The following is an 18897-nucleotide window of genomic DNA, read 5'->3' on the forward strand; positions in this document are numbered from 1 at the left end:
CTCAGGTCCGGCCCGCCCGGTGAGGCCTGCCCGGACTGCGGTGCCGTCCGCGTGACGCTCACCGGCTCCCGGCCGAGACGGACTCCGGCGCCCGGCGGACCCGGACGGTCATGGGCGCCGCCGGTGCCGCAGCCCGGCTCGGGCAGCGGTCAGGCGCGCAGGTCGAGCATGGCGGCCATGGCCGCCACCACCGCCGGGGCGACCTGGTGGTAGACCCAGGTGCCGCGCCGCTCGGAGGTCAGCAGTCCGGCCTCGCGCAGCTTCTTGAGGTGGTGGGAGACGGTCGGCTGGGAGACGCCGACGTCGGCGATGTCGCACACGCACGCCTCGCCGCCGGGGTGGGAGGCGATCTTGGAGAAAAGCCGCAGGCGCACCGGGTCGGAGAGTGCCTTGAACATGGCGGCCATCTTCTCCGCGTCCGCCGGGGACAGCTCCCCGGCGGTGATCGGCGGGCAGCACGGCACGACGTCGCCGTCCTGCAGGACGGGCAGTTCCACGACCTCTGATTTCGACATGTGTCTATGTTGACACCCGTCGATATGGGTGGCAAGCTCCGAGGTGCAGGGACATCGACAGACATCGAAGCAAGGGGTCGGGACAGCGCCTCCCGAGCGGCCGAACGCCGGCAGCACGCCCAGATGACCGCTTACACCCACGCGCGCTGACCCCTTCATCCCCAGAGGAGACCGAGCATCATGAGCACCCAGCAGCTCCCCGTCATCGTCGTCGGGGCAGGCCCCGCCGGACTGGCCGCAGCCACCCACCTCATCGAGCGCGGCATCGAGCCCCTCGTTCTCGAAGCGGGCGACAAGGCCGGCGCGGCCGTGCGTGAGTGGAGCCACGTGCGGCTGTTCTCCACCTGGGGTGAGGTCGTCGACCCGGCCGCCGAGAAGCTCCTGGCCCCCACCGGCTGGACCCGGCCCGACCCGGCGACGTACCCGTCCGGCGGCGACTGGGCCGAGCTGTACCTGCAGCCGCTCGCCGACACCCTCGGCGACAAGGTCCGCACCAGCGCCACCGTCACGGGTGTTTCCCGCGCGGGCCGCGACCGGATCGTCGACGCCGACCGGGAACAGCAGCCCTTCGTCGTGCACGTCGAGTACGCCGACGGCCGTGAGGAGCGCATCCTCGCCCGCGCGGTGATCGATGCGTCCGGTACCTGGGCCACGGCCGGCCCGGCCGGTGGCAGCGGACTGCCCGCGCTCGGGGAGAAGGCGGCGGCCGACCGGATCACCTACCGCGTGCCCGACCTGAAGAACCCGGCCGTCCGTGCCCGGTACGCGGGCAAGCGCACGGCCGTCATCGGTTCGGGCGCCTCCGCGTTCACCGCACTCGCGTACCTCGACGAGCTGGCCGAGTCCGAGGACGGGGCAGGCACGCACGCGGTGTGGATCCTGCGCCGCGGCATCTCCGGCTCCACCTTCGGCGGCGGCACCGCCGACCAGCTCCCCGCCCGCGGCGCCCTCGGCCTCGCGGCGAAGGCCGCCGTCGACAAGGGGCACGCCGACGCGGTCACCGGCTTCCGCACCGAGGCGTTCGAACACGACACCGACGGACGCCTGGTCCTGGTGGGTGAGGACGGCCGCCGCCTGGAGCCCGTGGACGAGGTGATCGTGCTGACCGGCTTCCGTCCCGATCTGTCCTTCCTCTCCGAGATCCGCCTGAACCTCGACGAGCGCCTCCAGGCACCTGTGGAACTCGCCCCGCTGATCGACCCCAACCAGCACTCCTGCGGCACCGTCTACCCCCACGGCCACCGCGAGCTCTCCCACCCCGAGCAGGGCGTCTACCTGGTCGGCATGAAGTCCTACGGCCGCGCCCCCACCTTCCTGGCCATGACCGGCTACGAGCAGGTCCGCTCCGTCGCCGCGGCCATCGCCGGCGACCTCGACTCCGCCGACCGCGTCGAACTCACCCTCCCCGAGACCGGCGTCTGCGGCGGCGCGGGCCTCTTCGACACCCCCGACGCCCAGCAGACCGACAGCGGCGGTTGCTGCGCCGCCCCGGAACCGCAGCTCGTGCAGCTCGGCGCACCGGCGACGGCAGGCACGTCCGCCGAGGAAGCACCGTCGGGCGGCTGCTGCGGCTCGTGACCGGCCGCCGGGGTCACCGCCGAGCTGACCATGCTGGTCGGCTCCGTGAAGGGCTTTCCGGGGCCCGAGATGATCGCGCGCTGCAACTCAAGGCAACCCACAGGGGGCCTCCCGACCTGAGTGAGAACCGCATGGATTTGCGGGCCGTCGTCAGGCGCTGGCCGGTTCTACTGAAGTTCGCTGAAGCGTTCCGTCGCTCGCGTGCGTCCGGCGACGATGATGGTGTCGTCCGCTTCCACGACGGTTTCGGCGGTGGCGTAGGTGAAGCCTTCGCCGGGGCGTTTGATGGCGACGACAGTGATGCCGTAACGGGTCCGGACGGCACTGCTGGACAGGGGTAGGCCGATGATGTCGGCCGGCGGGTTGGTCTTGACCATGGCGAAGTCGTCCTCGAACTCGATGTAGTCCAGCATGCGGCCCCGTACGAGGTGGGCGACCCGCTGCCCCATGTCGTGTTCGGGGTAGACGACGTGATGGACGCCGAGCTGGGTGAGGATGCGACCGTGGGCCTCGCTGGTGGCCTTGGCCCAGACGTTCTCGATACCGAAGGAGATCAGCAGCGAGGTGGTGAGGATGCTGGCTTCCAGGTCGGTGCCGATGGCGACGACGGCGCGGTCGAACTCGTGGACGCCGAGCTGGCGCAGCGCGTCTTCCTTTGTGGAGTCGGCCCGCACCACATGGGTGAGGGAGCCGGAGAGGGCCTGGACGACTTCGGTGTTCTCGTCGATGCCGAGGACTTCGGTCTCCTCGTCGGCGAGTTCCAGGGCCAGAGCGCGGCCGAAGCGGCCCAGGCCGATCACGACGACGGAGCCTTCCGTGCCGCTGCGCCGCTTCTTGGGGCTGAGTCTCCTAGCCAATGACGGGTCGCTCCTCGGGAAGATCGTACAGGCGGACGCGGCTGCGCAGGGCGAGCGCGGAGGCGACGGTGATGGGGCCGAGCCGGCCGATGAACATCAGCGCGACCAGCAACAGTTGCAAGCCGGGGTGCAGGCCGGCGGTGATGCCGGTGGACAGGCCGACGGTGGCGAACGCGGAGGTGGTCTCGAACAGTGACTGGTCCAGGCCGTGGTTGGTGAAGACCACGAAGGCCAGCGTGGACACGGCCACGGCGGCCACGGACAGCAGCACGACGGTCAGCGCCTGGCGCTGGAGGTCACCGTGCAGGCGGCGGTGGAAGATGTTGACCGCACCCTCGCCGCGGATCTCGGCGTATATGACGAAGAACAGCACGGCGAAGGTGGTGACCTTGATACCGCCGGCGGTGCCCGCGCTGGCACCGCCGATGAACATCAGCACGTCCGTGCCCAGCCAGCTCGCGGGGTTCATCTGGGAGGTGTCGAGGCTGTTGAAGCCGGCGGTGCGCGGCATGACGCCCTGGAAGAACCCGGCCAGCAGCTTCCCGGAGGTGTCCAGAGGGCCCAGGGTGGCCGGGTTGGACCATTCGAGCGCGGTGATGAAGGCACTGCCGCCGACCAGGAAGATCCCGGAGGCCCACAGCACGATCTTGGTGTGCAGGGACCAGGACCGTGGCCGGTGCCAGCGGCGGCGCAGTTCGAACAGCACCGGGAAGCCCAGTCCGCCGGCGATGACGGCCAGCGCGATGGGCAGGCAGATCCACGGATCGGTGACGAAGCCGATCAGGCTGTCGGAGTACAGGGCGAATCCGGCGTTGTTGAACGCCGAGACGGCGTGGAAGACGCCCAGCCACAACGCCCGCGGCCAGGGTTCGTCATAGGCGGTGGCGAACCGCAGGGTCAGCACCAGCGCGGTGACCGCCTCCAGCAGCAGGCTGACCTTGACCACGCCGGTCACGACCGAGCGGACGTCGCCCAGCCCCAGAGTCTTGGTCTCCGCGGCGGCCGTGAGGCGTGCCTTGAGGCCGATGCGGTGGGAGACCAGCAGGACCAGCAGGGAGGCGAAGGTCATGATGCCGAAGCCACCCACCTGGATGAGCGCCAGGATCACCGCCTGCCCGAATCCGCTCCAGTAGACGGGGGTGTCCACCACGATCAGACCGGTCACACACACCGAGGACGTGGCGGTGAACAACGCGTCGACCGCGCCCGCGCCGCCCGGCCCTGCCTTGGCGACCGGCAGCATCAGCAGACCGGTTCCGACCGCGACAGCCGTCGCGAAGCCGGCCACGACCACCTGCGCCGGATGCCTGAGCCGCGGCCACCGGCGCGTCACCACAACAAGCCCTCCGCTCCGCGGACGGGCACCACGATCGTTCGCACTGGAAGACGATAGACAACCTTGACGGCGATTCCGGCGCCAGGTCCTGCCTTGTGCCCTCTGCCGTGTCTACGCCTACGCCATGCGCTCCAACACGGCCCCCGTTCCACGCGTTGTCGCTGGTCCCTGTCTGAGCAGGCGACCAAGTGAAAGGGCCCGCGTTCGACCATGGCATGCGGCGCAGCGAGTACACGTTAGGGCCGGCCGCCACCCTTCCGGGCACCGCCGGTGTCCTCAGTGGCACGCTGTGGCTGCTGGGCATCGGGGCTTGGGCGCTGATTGCCGCCGGCCTGATCGAAATGATCTATCGGCCTTGACCTCGACGGCAGGCACACGTCAGGCGGCCCCAGCGTGATGTGCAACCCGTCGTCGGGGACCGGATCCAGGCCGAGCGGCGCGAGGTGCCGTTGGCAGCGAAGCGCGAGGTTGGCCGACGCTGGGTGGTCGGAGACGGTGAGCATCCAGTAGAACGCGCGGGTCTGTGCCGTCCAGCCGGGCCGGTCCCAGTGATCGACCATGGTCTCCACGGCGTCGAAGGCAGCTTGGGTCGTGCGCTGCGATCACCGCCGGGTCACTCAGGTCGGCCGGCGGCTGGGCTGGGAAGGCTGCGGGATCGGCGTGGAGCCGGTCGGGGCCCGAAAACCCCGCCCGAACCGACGAAACCCCGCCTCAGGGCCACACCAAGCAGTAAGGCTGATGCCCCGCCTCGTGCAGCCGGTGCGAGAAGTCCTGCCACTCGTGCAGCGATTGGGGGCGGGAGGGGGCTGACCTGGGGGTTCGCAGGGGAATGGGCATTGACCTGGGAAAACTCCTCTCGGTAGTTCTCACGGGTCAACGCCGTTTCCCAGGCTCATGTGCCCTGGATGTGCCCTCGCAGCGTGGAGCGTCTGGCCAGCCATCACCGCTTGCATTCATCGATGCTCAGTGCTGCGGAAGCCGCCACAGATGCGTCCCTGCGCGAGCTCGGTCCGCAGGAGTCTCGCGGACGAGGTGGTACAGGTTCTCGAAGTACTCCTGCCAGCGGTTCGGATCCGGCATGGCGTTCTGCGCCCTCTTCGCACGCTCGGCCTGCACCAGCGGTTGCAAGCTCTCCCAGACCGAGATCACCGACCCACCGAGGTATCCGGAGACGGGTTCGATGTCCACCACCCCGTGGGCGACCAGAGCCCCGAGATTGTCGTAGAACCAGGCCAGTTCACGGACTAGATGCCGATCCTCCTCGGGTAGCCCAGCCAGTCCGGCTGACAGGTCATAGGCAGACAGTTGTTCGTGCACGACCTGCCGTGCCTGTGCCAGCCGCACGCTTCGATGCTCGCGGAAGAGATCCACAAGTACCGGCAGAGTGTTGGCATGCTCGGTCAGTCGCAATTGCCGAAACGAGACGGCTCCGGTCACTGCCAGCGCTACCAGCGACACCACGAGGGCTGCGATCTCCAACATGCCTCCGTTAACAGCTGTTGTATTCCCGGTCCCTATCCGTGTCGCGTTGAGGCCGATCGAAGAACGCGATGCAGCCTCTGGCGAGGGAGCCGTTGTGGATGCGGTGTGGTACTGGCTACTGGCGCAATCAATCAGGCCGGGCCGCGACGCCGTCGAGCACGTGAGCCGGGGTGCACGGGTGAGTGCGGCTTGGGCTGTGTGGTATCTGCGGGGTCGTTCGGGAGAGACAGGGGGTCGACGGGGCCTGGCGGTTGGACATCGACTGTCTCCATACCAGGCAGGAACGCGTGGTCCGGACCGGTGTGAGCGTGCTGGGCGCGCTCGGGTACCGGGAGGATGTGGCGGCGCGTGAGTTCAGCGACGTCGATCAAGGGGGCGGCGACGATGCGGTTGAGGAGTTCTTCCTGACGAGGTTCCAAGGCAGTGAGATGCCTGAGTACGGCAAGGATTTCGACAAGTTCCCGGCTCCAATCGGGCTCCCAGCGCTCGGGGCGCTCCCGGTCGAGATCACTGCTTACTTTGCCGGCGGTGCGGTCGCTTCGGTAAGCGAGCCAGCTGTCGAGTACGTTGCGCCCACCCGTGGTGTAGTTGCGCATGCGTGGAGTGACACCGGTGAAGATGCCGCCCTCAACGACAAGGTGCTGGCGTTCGCTGTCGTAGCTGATGGCCGATGGGAGCGTGTCGGGCGTCACTTCTTGGGCGTACGTGATCTGGGGGTATAGGTGCCGCCACCAGTTCGATTTGCCGGCCGGGCGGCCGTCATCGGGGTTGATGCAGCGTGCGCCGAACGTTGAAGCCCATAAGACATGCTGGCCCAGGCCGATGGCCTCGTGCCAGAGGCCACGATCGGCCGTCAGGGGGATACGCACGCCGAGCGAGTTGAGGTCGTCCGCGTAACGCTCGGTGAACGCGGGATGGGCGGTGACGGCGGCGATATAAGCGAGCAAGTCCTCGGGGAGGACTTGCTGGAGTCCGTAGGAGTTGGCGAGGTGGGGCAACAGCCCTGGGGTGATGTTGGGGGTGCGGTCGGCGTGCATGAGCGGCAGAACGCGGCCGCCGTTTCCATTGAAGTAGTGCATGTCGGGGATGAGGGCCGTGAAGAGCAGTGCCGCGCCGGTCTGTAAGCGCTGGGTGTGCTGTTCGACTACGAAGATTTGGCCATCGATGTCGGCCCGCCACAGCTCGGGGCGGGAGAAGTCGATGACGCGGCCGTCGGGTATGAGCCATTGGCGGTCCAGGGCTCTACGGGCGATACGTATCGGAGTGGGACAGGGGCCTTGCTCGACGCGCAGGAGGGTCGACGGGTGGGGATGTCCCGGGACCTGGAGGGCTTCCTTGTCCAGGGTGCGGTCGCGGGTCTCTTTGAACAGTTCCTGTTTCCGGGCGGGATCGCGTTCTTGGACAAGGCGGTTCCAGCGTCGGCGCAGGGTGGCTTTGGAGGGGCTGATGACCCAGTTTCGGTTGGGTTTGATGCCGGGCTTGCACCAGGGCATTAGCTCGGTGAGGGCGGGGAAGGTGTCCCACCCGCTCTGGGAGGCGGGGGTGAAAGGGACGGGCTCAACAGGCCGGGAAGTGCGCCAGCCGGGACCGTTGATGTGCAGGTTGTGCAGTTGCTCCTCTTTGCTCTGGCGGGTGCCGTGAAGGGCCGTGTAGTGGACGGGGGCCAGTGCGTCTTGTTGTTCGCCTTGTCGACGGACGAAAATGGCGACGGCCAACTCCTGCTGGACACCGGGGAAGAAGCGGCTGTTGAGCGGGGGCCTTTTGGTCTCGGGTGTGAGGTCGATGACCCAGCCCTCGGTGCAGGTCCGCCGCAGGTAGGAGCGCATGCCCTGGAACCCGGCGCCGCGGATGAATCCGCCAGTGCTGACGAAGCAGACGACACCGTGGCGGTGATCGTCGTGCTGGTCGAAGACTTTGTGGGTGGCCCAGCGCCAGAAGTAGGTGCACAGGCTTTTCAGCTTGTTCTCGTACACGCCCGCTGCACCGCGCAGCCGGAAGTCGTCCAGAGGCGGGGCACCGCGGCCCGGCGAGCCCTTCTCGATCCATCCGCCCTGACCTTCTGCCTGTTCGCGGTGGGGAGGGTTGCCGATGACGACGGTGATGCGCTCGTTGCGCTGGATGGTGCTGGCCGCCTCGGCATCGTCACGTAAAGGCCCCCACAAGGCGCCGTAGCGATCGAAGAGTTCACTGGGCCGCCATGGATCGGCGAGAGTGTCGGCCAGGTGCAGGCGCATATCACGCAGCCGGACCCGGGCATTGAGGTGCCGCAGCATCTGCCCCACGCGCATCTGAGCGACGGCAAAGGCGCCCATCTGCTTTTCGAACCCGATCAACCGGCTGGCGAGTTCTTGCACGGATTCGGCGCGGAAACCTTCGTTGCCGCCCTCGGACTGTTTGCGGGCGACGAGGTCGATGATGCCGGTGAGGAAGGTGCCGGTTCCCATTGACGGGTCGATGATGGATACGCCGGGGTCGGCGAAGCCATCCGGGCAATCCAACGTATTGGTGAGCACCTCGTCAACGAGGCGGATCATCTCCGTCACCAGCGGGGCCGGGGTGTAGTAGGTGCCGGAGTCCTTGCGCAGGTCGGCGTCGTACTCCTGCAAGAAGTGCTCGTAGAGATGGATGTGGAAGCCGGGTTCGCCAGCGAGGGAACTTCTCCAGTCGATGGCGTCAATGACGCGGACGAGCATGTCCAGACTGTCGCGGAATTCTCCCTCGACCTGGTCGGTGAGGATCTGCAAGGCGCGGCCCATGACGGAGTGCTCAGCCCCGAGGCGTCGGCCTACCTCGTGCAGGCTCATACCGACCAATGCCTTGTCGTTGCTGCCAGAGCTGTCGGAACCGGCCAGCAGGAGAGCGAAGGTGACGGACTGTGCGTAGCGGTCAGCGAAGGTCGCCCGTTTGTCCCGGTCATCGGTGGTCGGGAAGAGGTCAACCTCAAGCGTGGAGGCCAGATCGGTGAACGGACGCTGGTGGCGTGGGAGGCTCGCTTCGGCATCGAGGCGGTCGTGAACAGCATCACGCAGAAGCGCGCACAGCGGGGCGACATGGGCGACCACCTCCCGCATCGACGTGAGCGGCTTGGGCTGCCAGCCGAAGAACGCGACGAGCATGGCCTCGAAGGCGGTCTCACTGGCGGTCGGCAACCGTAGGCGGGAGCCGGCGCTGCGCAGATCCCCCTCGAAGTGGATGGTGTCGCCGTACTGCCGACCAGAGCGGTACATGATCCATGTCTGACCGTTCGTGTAGATCAGGTTGGGCAGTTTCGCCATGCCTTCCCATTGACGGCGGTCACGCTGGTTCAGTCCGCCGGGATGGATCACGCTCTTGTCGGGGCTCTTCAGCTCGACATAGCCGACGATGTTGCGCGGCAACTTTCCAATCCGCACCGCAAGGTCAGGGCGTATCCGATGGGCGGCGATGGCCACCTCAGCGTGTAGGACTGCTTGCAGCCCTAACACCCCTGCTGCGTCGACGAGAAGGGTTTCTACCGCTCGGCGGATCGCGGCTTCCTTCTGCCCGTGCAGCAACGCCTGCTTGCACGTCGCACCGAATTCGCTGACGATCCTCCGAAACCGGTCCTTGCGCTGCATCCTGCCCCCCAAGGCCAGCACAACCCGCATCTTCCTCAACTCACGGTAAACACAACATCACTCCTCGTCGAGAGTGCCGCCCGAGGTGCCGAGTCGAGTGTCCGTTCAGCGGCAACGGCATCGATGGGGGAAGCGCCTGGCATATGGGTAGCAGTGCTGCACGGCAGGAGAGCGGGGGCGATGCCCAGACGAGAGTCCGCTCGCAGTGCGTCAGCTGCTGAGCTCTATCCGGATGGCCAGGGCGCCGAGGGCTTCTTTCTCGGGCGGGTAGGTCTTGCGGATGTTGGTGAGCTGTTCGTCGCGGGGAGCGGTCGGGTTGACGTTGGCCGGCCCTTCGCCGTCCAGCAGGGCCTCGAAGTCCGGATACTCAGTGACCCGCGTGACGTTGACCGTGCAGGTTTCGTCCGTGCCTTTGATGCGGAAGCGGATGCTGTCGCCGGCGGCGAGGTCGGCAAGGTGCGGGTACTTGACCCGTACCTCGATGGTCTTGGTGCCGGAGGCGACGAGGTCGAAGTACTGGCGGTACAGGTTGAGTTCGCGGACGCGGCCGGTGGTGTCGCTCATGGGGCGGCAATGCTCCTGGGTGCTGGTGCGGTGATCAGGCGGCCGATCTCGGCTGCGGAGTATGAGCGGAAGAAGTGTCGGGGGTCGGAGAGCAGGGTCTGGGCCGTAGCCAGCAGTTGATCGGCGTATTCGGTGACGGTGCCGGGCCATTGCCGGGTGTCGAGCATCCAGTTCGCGGCGCCTTCCGGCAAGGGCGCTCGGCCTTCGCGGATGAGGGACTTGGAGAGCTTCGCGCCGGTGTCGGTGACGACCTGTGGGCAGAACAGCCGGGCGGGTAGCTGTGCACGGGTGAGGCCGACGGCCTGGAGGGCTTCGTCGACCAGGATGGAGCCGAAGACCCAGTCGCCGCCCTTGACCATGACGTACAGGGTTTCCCGGGTCGGCGTGCTGATCAGGGTGAGTTCCTTGACCAGGTTGCGGTACAGGGTCGCCAGGTCGAGGTAGGCGCCGGTCGTGGGCGTGATGGTGGCTCGGTAGGGGCCGTGGTGGAGACAGACCGCGGAGACGGCGGCGGTTTCCCGGTCGGTCAGGAGGACCCTGGTGCGTTCGGCGTGCTTCTCGGCCCAGCCGCAGCCGTGGTGGGGGCACGGGACTCGGAGGTGTGGGGTGCCGGTGGAGGGGGCCAGCCACCAGCGGGCGGCGTCGATGCGGGGGAGGAGCCGTAGCCAGGTTCGGCGGAAGTGTTCGCCGGCTTGTTGCTGGGTGTAGGTCTCGACATGGTGGGGGATGCCCAGGCGCCGGGTCAGGGCCGTGAACAGGGGTTGGTAGAGCGCGGTGACGAGGTCGGTCAGGGACTTCTCGCCGAGGGCTTGGGCGTAGGCGCGCTGGTAGCGATGTCCGCTGGCTGGGTCTGTGGCCAGTTCGTACGGGGCGTTGTCGAGGGCGCTGAAGACGACCGTGGTGGGGATGCCGAAGCGGTCGCGCAGGCGGGCGGCCATGGCGAAGGCGAGGGACTGGACGAGCGAGGTGCCGATGTGCGGGGCGCCGTTGATCTGGGTGCCGACGACCAGCACGATCCGCTCGGGTGGGGTGGCCAGGATGCGTGGGGTCAGGACGTCCTCTGTGCGGAGAAGTGCGTTGGCGAGGACGGTGTTCGGTGAGACGGGGTGGGTCGTCACAGGTGTCCCCTTGAGGTTGGGGTGGAGGGGCGTGAGGCCCGGGGTTCTAGAGGCAGGCGTCGGCCTGCGCTTCGTCCTTGGCCGCGGTGACGTACGGGTGCTGGAGCGCGGCACGGAGGGCGTCCGCGTCGGTGAGGGTGTCGTCGTCAGGCAGCTCGCACCATCCGCCGAACCAGTCGTCGAGCAGCTCCAGGCCGGGGGCGACGAGCCAGGAATTGGTGGAGAGGTGTCGTACCGGAAGGTCGTCCCAATTGGCTGCGGAGCCGGTCGGGACGGCGTAGTAGAGACGCCCGTTGGGCCTGTCATAGAGCACGGGGCCGACGGAGATGCCGGTGCAGCGCAGGTAGGCCAGGGCCAAAAGGCCGATCTCGGCGGAGGTGCGCACCACGTCCCAGCCGTCGCCGACCTTCAGCAGCCGCAGCCCCGGCACTTCGTTCACCATGGGCGCGCTTCGCAACGCGTTACGCACGGACATCACACATCTCCCTGCGGCCGAAGGCTGTGGCTCGCGCCGAGTGACGAGGAGGATCGCGTGGTCGGCATGAGGGGGCGGACCACGATCAGACGAGCGCCTGCTGTCGCTATCTGCCGCTTGCGCTCGGCACCGAGGCCCTTCGGGCCGAGGTGGCTGATGGACGGAACCACGGCCCCGTAGGCATCTGGGAGGTCGAGCGCGTCGAGCAGACCGACGAAGGCGGGGGAGCGGATGATCACTGTGGCGTCGCGCTCGGTGAAGACACCGCACAGGGTCAGTTCGTGTCGATCGCAGTATTCGGTGAGGCAGTCGACGAGCGCCGTATGGCGGGACACTCCGCCGGTGATGTGGCGCAGGTAGCCGAAGACCTGAGGGAAGGCGACGGAGCGGCGTTCGGTGATGAGGTCGTCGTCCATGCTCACAGCGTCGGCCGTCGTGAACGGCCTCGAAATGACCTGCTGTTGTACTTCCGTTGCACTTCCCACCCCACGTCGTCACCGACAGTGCTTCCATACGTGACGGAGGGAGGTCATCCGTGGTCAGCGTGCAGCAGTGGACAGGTCGGGAGGCGAGCGCCCTGCGCGCCGCGTTGCGTATGAGCACGCGTGCTTTCGCCGAGCACCTTGGTGTCGCGCTGCGCACGGTTGCGAAGTGGGAGAGCCTCGGCGCGGAGACGCAGCCCCGACCGGACACCCAGGCCATCCTCGATACCGCACTCGCACGGGCGGATTCCGCCGCCCAAACCCGCTTCGAGGCAGTGCTGTTCCCTGAGCGGAAGAGCGGGCGGCCGGCGGACTACGAGACCTGGACCGAGGACATCGAGCGCGCTGTTGTCTGCATCAGCCGCCAGGACTTCCCGTTCGCCTCGACCTTGTTGAACCGCTGGTTGGGCAGCCGTGCACCGCATCAGCTGGACGACAAGGGCCTCTATTTGTACGGCCGTTCCCTCGTGCTCCTTGGCGACCTCCAGCGCGATCAGGGCGCGATCCTCGGCCCACTCTCAGCCCGGCACTCCTACGTGACCGCTCGCAGTATGTTCACCGAACTCGACATCCCGCGCCGGGTGGCTCAGATCGAGCTGTCTCTGGCCGTCGTCCAGGAGATGTCGGGCCAGTTGGAATCCTCCGCTCGCCACTACGAACTCCTCGCTGGGGACCAGCGCCTGAGCCCGCGTGACCGTGCCAGGGCGCGGCTGTGGGTGGGTACGGCGCTGAGCAAGGAGGGCGACAACGAGTACGCGACCGGCGTCATGGTCGAGGCCACTCGCTCCTTCGAGGACCTGGGCGAGCCGGAGGACTGGTCGGTCGCCCACCAGAAGCTGGCCCTGGCCCACCGCGGTGCCGGCGACCTGAAGCAGGCCCTGCACTACATCGACATCGCGCGAACCACCGGCACGGTCGACTCCCCGATGCAGCGGGTGAGGCTGGACACCGCGTACGGGCACATCCTTCTGTCGGATGCGGCGACCCGGAATGATGGGCTGTCCGTCCTCGATCAGGCGGCACAGGTGGCTCGGCAGTACGGGCTGAGCCACCAGCTGCGCAGTATTGAGGGCATCCGAAAGGGCCAGCAAGGATGAGCCAGGGAGTGCCAGTGCCGGAGCACCAGCAGCGCCAGATCACCGACGAGCAGTTCCACGACGCGACGCTGATCTGGAAGTACCACCAGATGGGCCATGAGCTGCGACCCTGCTCGGCGGCGATCGGTCTGGGCAGCCACGACCTCGGCGTCGCCACGGCGGCCGCCGACCTCTACCGCGCTGGCCTCTTCCCGGTCGTGGTGTTCAGCGGGGGCAACAGCCCCACCACCCGCGCTCGCTTCCCGCGCGGGGAGGCTGTGCACTACCGCGAGCACGCACTGAGCATGGGCGTGCCGGACGAGGCCATCCTGGTCGAGCCGAAGGCCGCGAACACCGGCCAGAACATCACCTTCTCCCGCGAGCTGCTGGACGAGGCCGGCATCGCGGTCGAGTCGCTGCTGCTGATCTCCAAGCCGTACATGGAGCGCCGCTCGTACGCGACGTGCCGCAAGTTGTGGCCGGAGGCCGAGGTCGTGTGTGCGTCCGAGCCGCTGGAGTTGGACGACTACATCAAGTCGATCGGCGACGAGAAGCTCGTCGTCGACATGCTCGTCGGTGATCTGCAACGGGTGATCGAGTACCCGAAGCTCGGGTTCGCCGTCGAGCAGGACGTACCGGGGGATGTGCATGACGCTTACGAGCGCCTCCTGGGCGCGGGCTTCGACAGCCGCCTCATCAGTACCTGAGTCACCCAGCGTCGGGTCGCCGGGCGAGGTGTGTGCGATCCACCAGCCGAACCTGTTCCCTCGGCTGTCCACGCTGGCCAAGCTGTACGCCGCCGATCGGTGGATCGTTCTCGGCGACGTCCAGTTCGCTCGGCGTGACTACCAGCACCGGGCTCGCCTTGCGGCACTGGACGAGCCCGCACATCAGCAGTGGCTCACGCTTCCTACGCATCTGCCCGACGGGCGCCCGACGCTGATCAGCCAGGCGCGGCTCGCCGACCCCGGCCGCTCCCGTCGCACCGTGAGTCTTTTGGTTCGGCAGTACTACGGCCGCAGCCGCCACTGGCCCGCGGTGCGTGAAGTCCTGGAGGCGGTTCTCGATGAGTTCGAGGCGACCGACCGTGTCTCCGACGTTGCCAGGGCATCGACGGTCGCCCTGCTGACCGCGTTGGGCTGGAGCGGCGAGGTACTGGACAGCAGCGCGATTCCGACCCGAGGAGGCCGCTCGGAGCGACTTGCCGACCTAGCCGCGGCCACCGGCAGCACCCACTATCTCTGCGGCACGGGCGGCTGGCGCTACCTCGACCCGGCTCCGTTCGATGTCCATGGCATCCCTGTGCTGGCTTTCCACAGCCCTGTGGATACGGGAGGCCCACTCTGGCGGCGGTCCCGAGAGATCAGCAGCCTCTGGGCGCTGAGCCAGATCGGCCCGGAAGCCCTGGCTGCCATGCTGGCGGCCCATCGACGCGAGCTGCCTCTGGGGGTCTTCACGTGACCGAGCCGCAAGCACCGGAAAAGAAGCCGTTCCTGTACGTCGTCGTGTGCGCGGCCGGAGTCGCCGACAGCGTCGGCAAGCTGATCAGGGCTGCTCAGGAGGCGAACTGGGACGTGGGCGTGGTGGCCACCCCGCAGGGCATGGGCTTCATCGACACGGACGCGGTCGAGGCCCAGACCGGCTACCCGATCCGATCGGCCTGGCGCTCACCCGGCGATCCTCGTCCGTTGCCGCCCGCCGATGCCATCGCGGTCGCACCGGCCACATTCAACACGGTCAACAAGTGGGCGGCAGGGATCTCCGACACCCTGGCACTGGGCATCCTGTGCGAGGCGTACGGCATGGGCATCCCGACCGCCGTCCTGCCGTATCTGAACTCGGCGCAGGCCGCCCACCCCGCCTATCGCCGCAGTCTGGACTGGCTGCGGGAGATGGGTGTGCTGATCGGTTCGTACGAGCCGCATCGTCCGAAGGCCGGGGGCGGGGCGGACCGCTTCCGCTGGGAGGAAGCGGTGGAACTGCTCACCCCCAAGCTGTCCGCCCAAGCTTGATCAGCGCCGTCGTGTCGGATGCGGCGGAGATTGGACGGGTGGGGTGGGGCGCTGCGTGCCGCTGCGCTTCGCTGCTTGGGCTTGTGGACTGGGTGCGTGGCGTTCGCCGAGGCGGCGGATGCGCCAGGTCAGTGCGCGGGCGGGGCTGTGGGCGTCGTTCAGGGTGCGCTGGCCGAGGGCCTGGTCGAGGACGGTGGCTGCGTTGTGTCCTGCTGCTTCTGCCTCGGCGAGCACGGTGGTGAGTGAGTGCCAGGCGGGGTCGTTGAGGACGCGCTCGGCGTGTTCGGGGACTGCCTGCTGGAGGTGGTGGGCGTAGCGGCGTTTGGTCTGCGGGCTGGGTGCCCGGCGGGCGAGGCCGACCAGGACCGGTTCGGTGATCTGCGCGTACGCGGCCTGCAAGTGGAGGAGGGCCTGCTCGGCTGCCGCCTCTTGCTGTGCGTGCTGGCGGATGCGGTGCCAGTGCATCGCATAGGCGACCGCGGTGAGCGCGACGTCCAGCAGCATCGCTAGCCCGGCACCGTCCCCGTGCCGTGTGGGGTCCTTCCAGATCGCCTGGACGCTACGGCGCAGGACGCGAGTGCTGTCCAGGTCGGCGGCGATGCGCGAGCGGGTGGCGCGCTCGAAGACGGCCGCGGCCTGTTCGAGTTCGGCCTTCAGTGCCGCTGGCGCGGTGACCGGCAGGAGGTCCAGTGCGGCGCCGAGCGCGACCAGCTGTCCTTGGGCGGCGTGGTCGTCGCCGTGGGTGAGGTGGTGGGGGATGCGTTCGGTGGCGGCGGTGGCCTGGTGCCAGGGGTTGCCTGGCCGGACGGTGGCCGGTTCGGGGCTGGTGGTGGCGAGACGCCGGCGGATCTGGGGGAGGGAGAGGTCGGGGGCGAGGGTGGAGCCGGAGTAGAAGACCGGCTGGCCTTGTCGTTGGTGTCGCCGGGCAGGGCGAAGTTGCAGCCGAGTGCGTCGCCGGACGGGCCGCGCTTGAGGCGCACGTTCACGCCGGTGGCCTCCAGCAGGGCGAAGAACTCGGCCTCGTCCGCTGCGGCGGCGACGGCTCGGCGGACCCGCAGGCGCAGGACGTCGCGGGAGGTGGTGTCGCGGCCCAGGCGTTTGGCCTTGAAGTGTTCCTTGCTGGTGGGGCGTTTGGCGGCGGTGCCGTCGCCCGGCTTCAACCGTCTGAGCCCGTAGTCGATTTCGATCTTTCGGGCTTCGCGTTGGACGGCGCGCTGGTCGTAGTCGCGCTGGGGGCGGCGGCCGTCTTGCCGTACGAGGGTGGCGGCGATGTGGATGTGGTCGTCGGCGTGGCAGACAGCCACCCAGCGGCAGGCTTCCGTATCGCCTTCGGGGGCGATGCCGGCGGCGGCCACGATCCGGCGGGCGATGTCCGCCCACTGGGCGTCGGTGAGGATCGGGTCTTCGGGTGCGGCACGGACGGGGCAGTGCCACACGGTGTATTTGGGTGCCTTGTCGCCGAGCATCTTCATGGGCTGGTCGAGCTGTGCGGCGAGCTGGGCCTCCACGTCCTTCGGGTCGCGGTGGGGGCTGCGGCCGGGGTCGGGGGCGAAGTCGTTCCAGGAGGCCACCAGGTGCGGGTCGATGTGCTCGTTGGCCCGGCCCTTGCCGAAGAGGTAGCCGATCGTGCGGCGCGTGGCCTGTGGCCCCTTGCCGAGGATGATCTTCGGGATCAATGGCTCACCGCCCCTCGGTGATCTGGGCGACGGCGGTGTCCACCTCGGCGATGGACGCCTCGACGCGGTCAAGGAGCCGTTGGACGGTGTCGGGGTAGGGCCAGGCGCCGTCCTTGTTGAGATGCCAGGTGAGCTGGTTGAGGTTGTTGCCGATGCCGCCGAGCTGCCGGTTGGCGGCCATCAGCGCCCTGACCATGGCGCGGTAGTCGGCGACGGCTGCGGTGGGGTCGTCGGCGCGGGCGGCGGCGAGCGCGCACTCGGCGACGTAGCCGCCGGGCTGCATGCGGCTCAGGGCGGCGGCCTTCTGGACGAGGGCGAACTCGGCGTCGTTGTAACGGGGGTGGACGCGGCGCTCGCGCAGCTGCTTGTCACGGAGACGGCGACGCGGCGCAGGTTGTTGCGGCACGTTCGACGACGGCTCGCTGCCCCCAGTCCCGGTCGGCTCCCCTGGGCCGACCGACTCCGGTGCCCCTGCGCCGGATGCCTCCGCCCTCTTCAGGGTGGGGGCCGGGTAAGGACTCCTTACCCGACAACTTGCTGCGCGTGTGACGGGGGTGGTGACCATCTGTTCCTGGGGCATGGGGTGTTCGGGGTGCTGGTCGTGCATCGGAGTACTCCGTTGGTGAGGGGGTGGGAGGTGTGTCACGTGCGTCGCATCCGCCCCATGCCTGGTCAGGACAGGTACGGACACTCGGGCAGGTACGGAGAAGTCCGTCCCGGTGAGGACATCCGTCCCCGCGCTGACCTGCGCGGGGACGGATGCGACGCATTGATACGGACCCTGAGGGAGGCGGGTCAGCGGGCGGGCGTGGGGCCGGTGGGGCCGCCGGGCGGGCCGACGGGCAGCTGGCCCGCCGGCGCGGCGGGCGGCTTGCCCTGGGCCCGGTGCGCAGGTGTGGCGTCGTGCGCGGGGGCGGGCGCCGTCTCGGTGAGGTCGGGGCAGTGCCGGGCCCAGCTGTCGAGGAACCGGTTCCGGGCGTACCCCTTGGCCTGCCTGCCCTTGTCGAAGCGGTAGTTGGCCGGGCTGATGCCGAAGTCCCTCAGCATGTTGCCCAGGTGGTGGGCGTTGAGTCCCTTGGTGCCGTGTTCCGCCCAGGGGGCGTCGGCGTCCTGGAGCAGGGTGGTGACCAGATCCAGGGAGGACATGGCTTCGGGGTTGCCGTGTGCCTGGAAGATGCGGTGGATGTCGCGCAGCAGCCTTGTCTTCAGGTTGGTCTGCTCGTCCTGGACGGCCTCGTAGCGGGTCATCGCGACACAGGCCGCACGGGCACGGGCGGGCCAGTGGCCGCCGGCCAGGTCGGCGATGATGACCAGCGGTTCCCAGGTGTCCGCCGCCCGGTCCTCCACCGGCATGGTCGGCGCCATGCGGCCGGCCGTGCCGCGCTGCGGTCCCAGCCAGGTGGCCAGCTTGTCCCGCAGTGCGTTCAGTTCCGGTGTGGCGTAGCGCGAGCGGAACGGGGTCACCTTCTCGCCGGGCTTGCGCTTTTGCATACGGAGCACGACCGCCCGGTCGGTGATCGTGTCGGGCAGGTCGCCGATCGAGGCCAGTGCGGCCATGGCGAAGGTTGGATACGGGGTCGGTTTGTGCTCCGGGCCGGAGATGCGCCAGGCGGGCCGGTTGCGCTGGTGTCCGGCGTTCAGCAGGCCGCGTAGTTCCTCGTTGTCGCCGGCCTTGCTGAAGATGGTGTCGGCCTCGTCCACCAAGATCGTGCGCGGGTTCTTGCCGATGACGCGGAACAGCACGGCCGTGGACATGTTCACGGTCATGATCGGCTGGTGGACGGTCTCGTGGAGCACGTCCAGCACCCGGGACTTGCCGCAGCCCTTCGTCGGGCCTACGACCGCTAGACGCGGCGCGTGCTGCAGGACGCTCTGGATGTGAGTGGCCGCCACCCACAGGGTGACCGCGGTCAGCGCCTCGTCACTGGGCAGCACGACGTACTTGCCGATCGCCGCCCGCAGCTCATCCAGCAGTTCGACGCCCTCACCGGAATCCCGTTCCCCGGGGGCTGCCGGTCCCCGAGGAGGTCGGGGACCGACCTCCTGATCCGGTCCCCGTGCGTCGACGGGACCGGTCCCCTCCTGCTGGGCGGTTCCCGCCACGAGGGTGTCGGTCCCCACCGACTGGCG

The 18897-nt window shown here is 68.5% G+C and carries 17 protein-coding genes and 1 pseudogene; 5 read left to right on the top strand and 13 right to left on the bottom strand.

The genetic code is table 11. The features are described from left to right. Positions 1–149: 149 nt before the first annotated feature. Entirely contained in the window at positions 150–515 is a 366-nt protein-coding gene (locus ACZ44S_RS31965; RefSeq protein ID WP_466935291.1) for an ArsR/SmtB family transcription factor, read from the bottom strand. A gap of 180 nt (positions 516–695) precedes the next feature. Between ACZ44S_RS31965 and ACZ44S_RS31970 the strand changes: the two genes are divergently transcribed. After that, on the top strand, positions 696–2093 hold the full coding sequence (locus tag ACZ44S_RS31970) for an NAD(P)-binding domain-containing protein (protein WP_466935294.1): 1398 nt from the start codon (positions 696–698) through the stop codon (positions 2091–2093). Positions 2094–2260: 167 nt separating this feature from the next. On the opposite strand, the gene ACZ44S_RS31975 is transcribed toward ACZ44S_RS31970, so the two are convergent. The 9 genes from ACZ44S_RS31975 to ACZ44S_RS32015 form a co-directional block, all read right to left on the bottom strand. After that, positions 2261–2950, bottom strand: coding sequence for a potassium channel family protein (locus tag ACZ44S_RS31975; protein ID WP_466935297.1), 690 nt, complete (start codon positions 2948–2950; stop codon positions 2261–2263). Beyond that, on the bottom strand, positions 2943–4244 hold the full coding sequence (locus tag ACZ44S_RS31980) for a TrkH family potassium uptake protein (protein ID WP_466935433.1): 1302 nt from the start codon (positions 4242–4244) through the stop codon (positions 2943–2945). The genes ACZ44S_RS31975 and ACZ44S_RS31980 overlap by 8 nt, the downstream gene beginning before the upstream one ends. Positions 4245–4522: 278 nt before the next feature. Continuing rightward, a complete protein-coding gene (locus tag ACZ44S_RS31985; RefSeq protein WP_466935300.1) occupies positions 4523–4855 on the bottom strand; it encodes a hypothetical protein in 333 nt (110 codons plus the stop codon). Positions 4856–5249: 394 nt separating this feature from the next. Continuing rightward, a complete protein-coding gene (locus tag ACZ44S_RS31990) occupies positions 5250–5768 on the bottom strand; it encodes a DUF4760 domain-containing protein (RefSeq protein ID WP_466935302.1) in 519 nt (172 codons plus the stop codon). Between the two features lie 131 nt (positions 5769–5899). Further along, a complete protein-coding gene (locus ACZ44S_RS31995) occupies positions 5900–9364 on the bottom strand; it encodes a type ISP restriction/modification enzyme (RefSeq protein ID WP_466935305.1) in 3465 nt (1154 codons plus the stop codon). A gap of 210 nt (positions 9365–9574) precedes the next feature. Continuing rightward, positions 9575–9928: an ASCH domain-containing protein gene (locus tag ACZ44S_RS32000; protein ID WP_466935307.1), complete on the bottom strand. Its 354-nt coding sequence runs from the start codon at positions 9926–9928 to the stop codon at positions 9575–9577. Then, positions 9925–11046 (bottom strand): hypothetical protein, encoded by a 1122-nt coding sequence (locus ACZ44S_RS32005; RefSeq protein WP_466935310.1) that lies wholly within the window; start codon positions 11044–11046, stop codon positions 9925–9927. Before ACZ44S_RS32005 ends, ACZ44S_RS32000 begins: the two co-directional genes overlap by 4 nt. Before the next feature lie 46 nt (positions 11047–11092). Further along, entirely contained in the window at positions 11093–11521 is a 429-nt protein-coding gene (locus tag ACZ44S_RS32010; protein ID WP_466935312.1) for a hypothetical protein, read from the bottom strand. Beyond that, positions 11521–11937, bottom strand: a complete 417-nt coding sequence (locus ACZ44S_RS32015) for a hypothetical protein (RefSeq protein WP_466935315.1) — start codon at positions 11935–11937, stop codon at positions 11521–11523. The genes ACZ44S_RS32010 and ACZ44S_RS32015 overlap by 1 nt, the downstream gene beginning before the upstream one ends. A 119-nt stretch (positions 11938–12056) precedes the next feature. Between ACZ44S_RS32015 and ACZ44S_RS32020 the strand changes: the two genes are divergently transcribed. From ACZ44S_RS32020 to ACZ44S_RS32035, 4 genes are read left to right on the top strand one after another with little or no spacing between them, the layout of a single operon-like run. Further along, a complete protein-coding gene (locus ACZ44S_RS32020; protein ID WP_362344949.1) occupies positions 12057–13100 on the top strand; it encodes a helix-turn-helix domain-containing protein in 1044 nt (347 codons plus the stop codon). Beyond that, positions 13097–13786: a YdcF family protein gene (locus ACZ44S_RS32025; protein ID WP_030940709.1), complete on the top strand. Its 690-nt coding sequence runs from the start codon at positions 13097–13099 to the stop codon at positions 13784–13786. The genes ACZ44S_RS32020 and ACZ44S_RS32025 overlap by 4 nt, the downstream gene beginning before the upstream one ends. Before the next feature lie 28 nt (positions 13787–13814). Continuing rightward, a complete protein-coding gene (locus tag ACZ44S_RS32030; RefSeq protein WP_466935318.1) occupies positions 13815–14540 on the top strand; it encodes a WbqC family protein in 726 nt (241 codons plus the stop codon). After that, positions 14537–15091: a flavoprotein gene (locus ACZ44S_RS32035; protein WP_266519226.1), complete on the top strand. Its 555-nt coding sequence runs from the start codon at positions 14537–14539 to the stop codon at positions 15089–15091. Before ACZ44S_RS32030 ends, ACZ44S_RS32035 begins: the two co-directional genes overlap by 4 nt. On the opposite strand, the pseudogene ACZ44S_RS32040 reads toward ACZ44S_RS32035, so the two are convergent. The 3 genes and pseudogenes from ACZ44S_RS32040 to ACZ44S_RS32050 form a co-directional block, all read right to left on the bottom strand. Then, positions 15092–16767: pseudogene (locus ACZ44S_RS32040) on the bottom strand (relaxase family protein). Positions 16768–16771: 4 nt separating this feature from the next. After that, complete coding sequence (locus ACZ44S_RS32045; protein WP_466935321.1) at positions 16772–17173, bottom strand: MobC family plasmid mobilization relaxosome protein; 402 nt, start codon at positions 17171–17173, stop codon at positions 16772–16774. A 389-nt stretch (positions 17174–17562) separates the two neighbouring features. Continuing rightward, positions 17563–18729, bottom strand: a complete 1167-nt coding sequence (locus tag ACZ44S_RS32050; RefSeq protein ID WP_466935435.1) for a DUF3631 domain-containing protein — start codon at positions 18727–18729, stop codon at positions 17563–17565. Positions 18730–18897: the final 168 nt, after the last annotated feature.

This window comes from Streptomyces malachitofuscus (genome assembly GCF_055571035.1).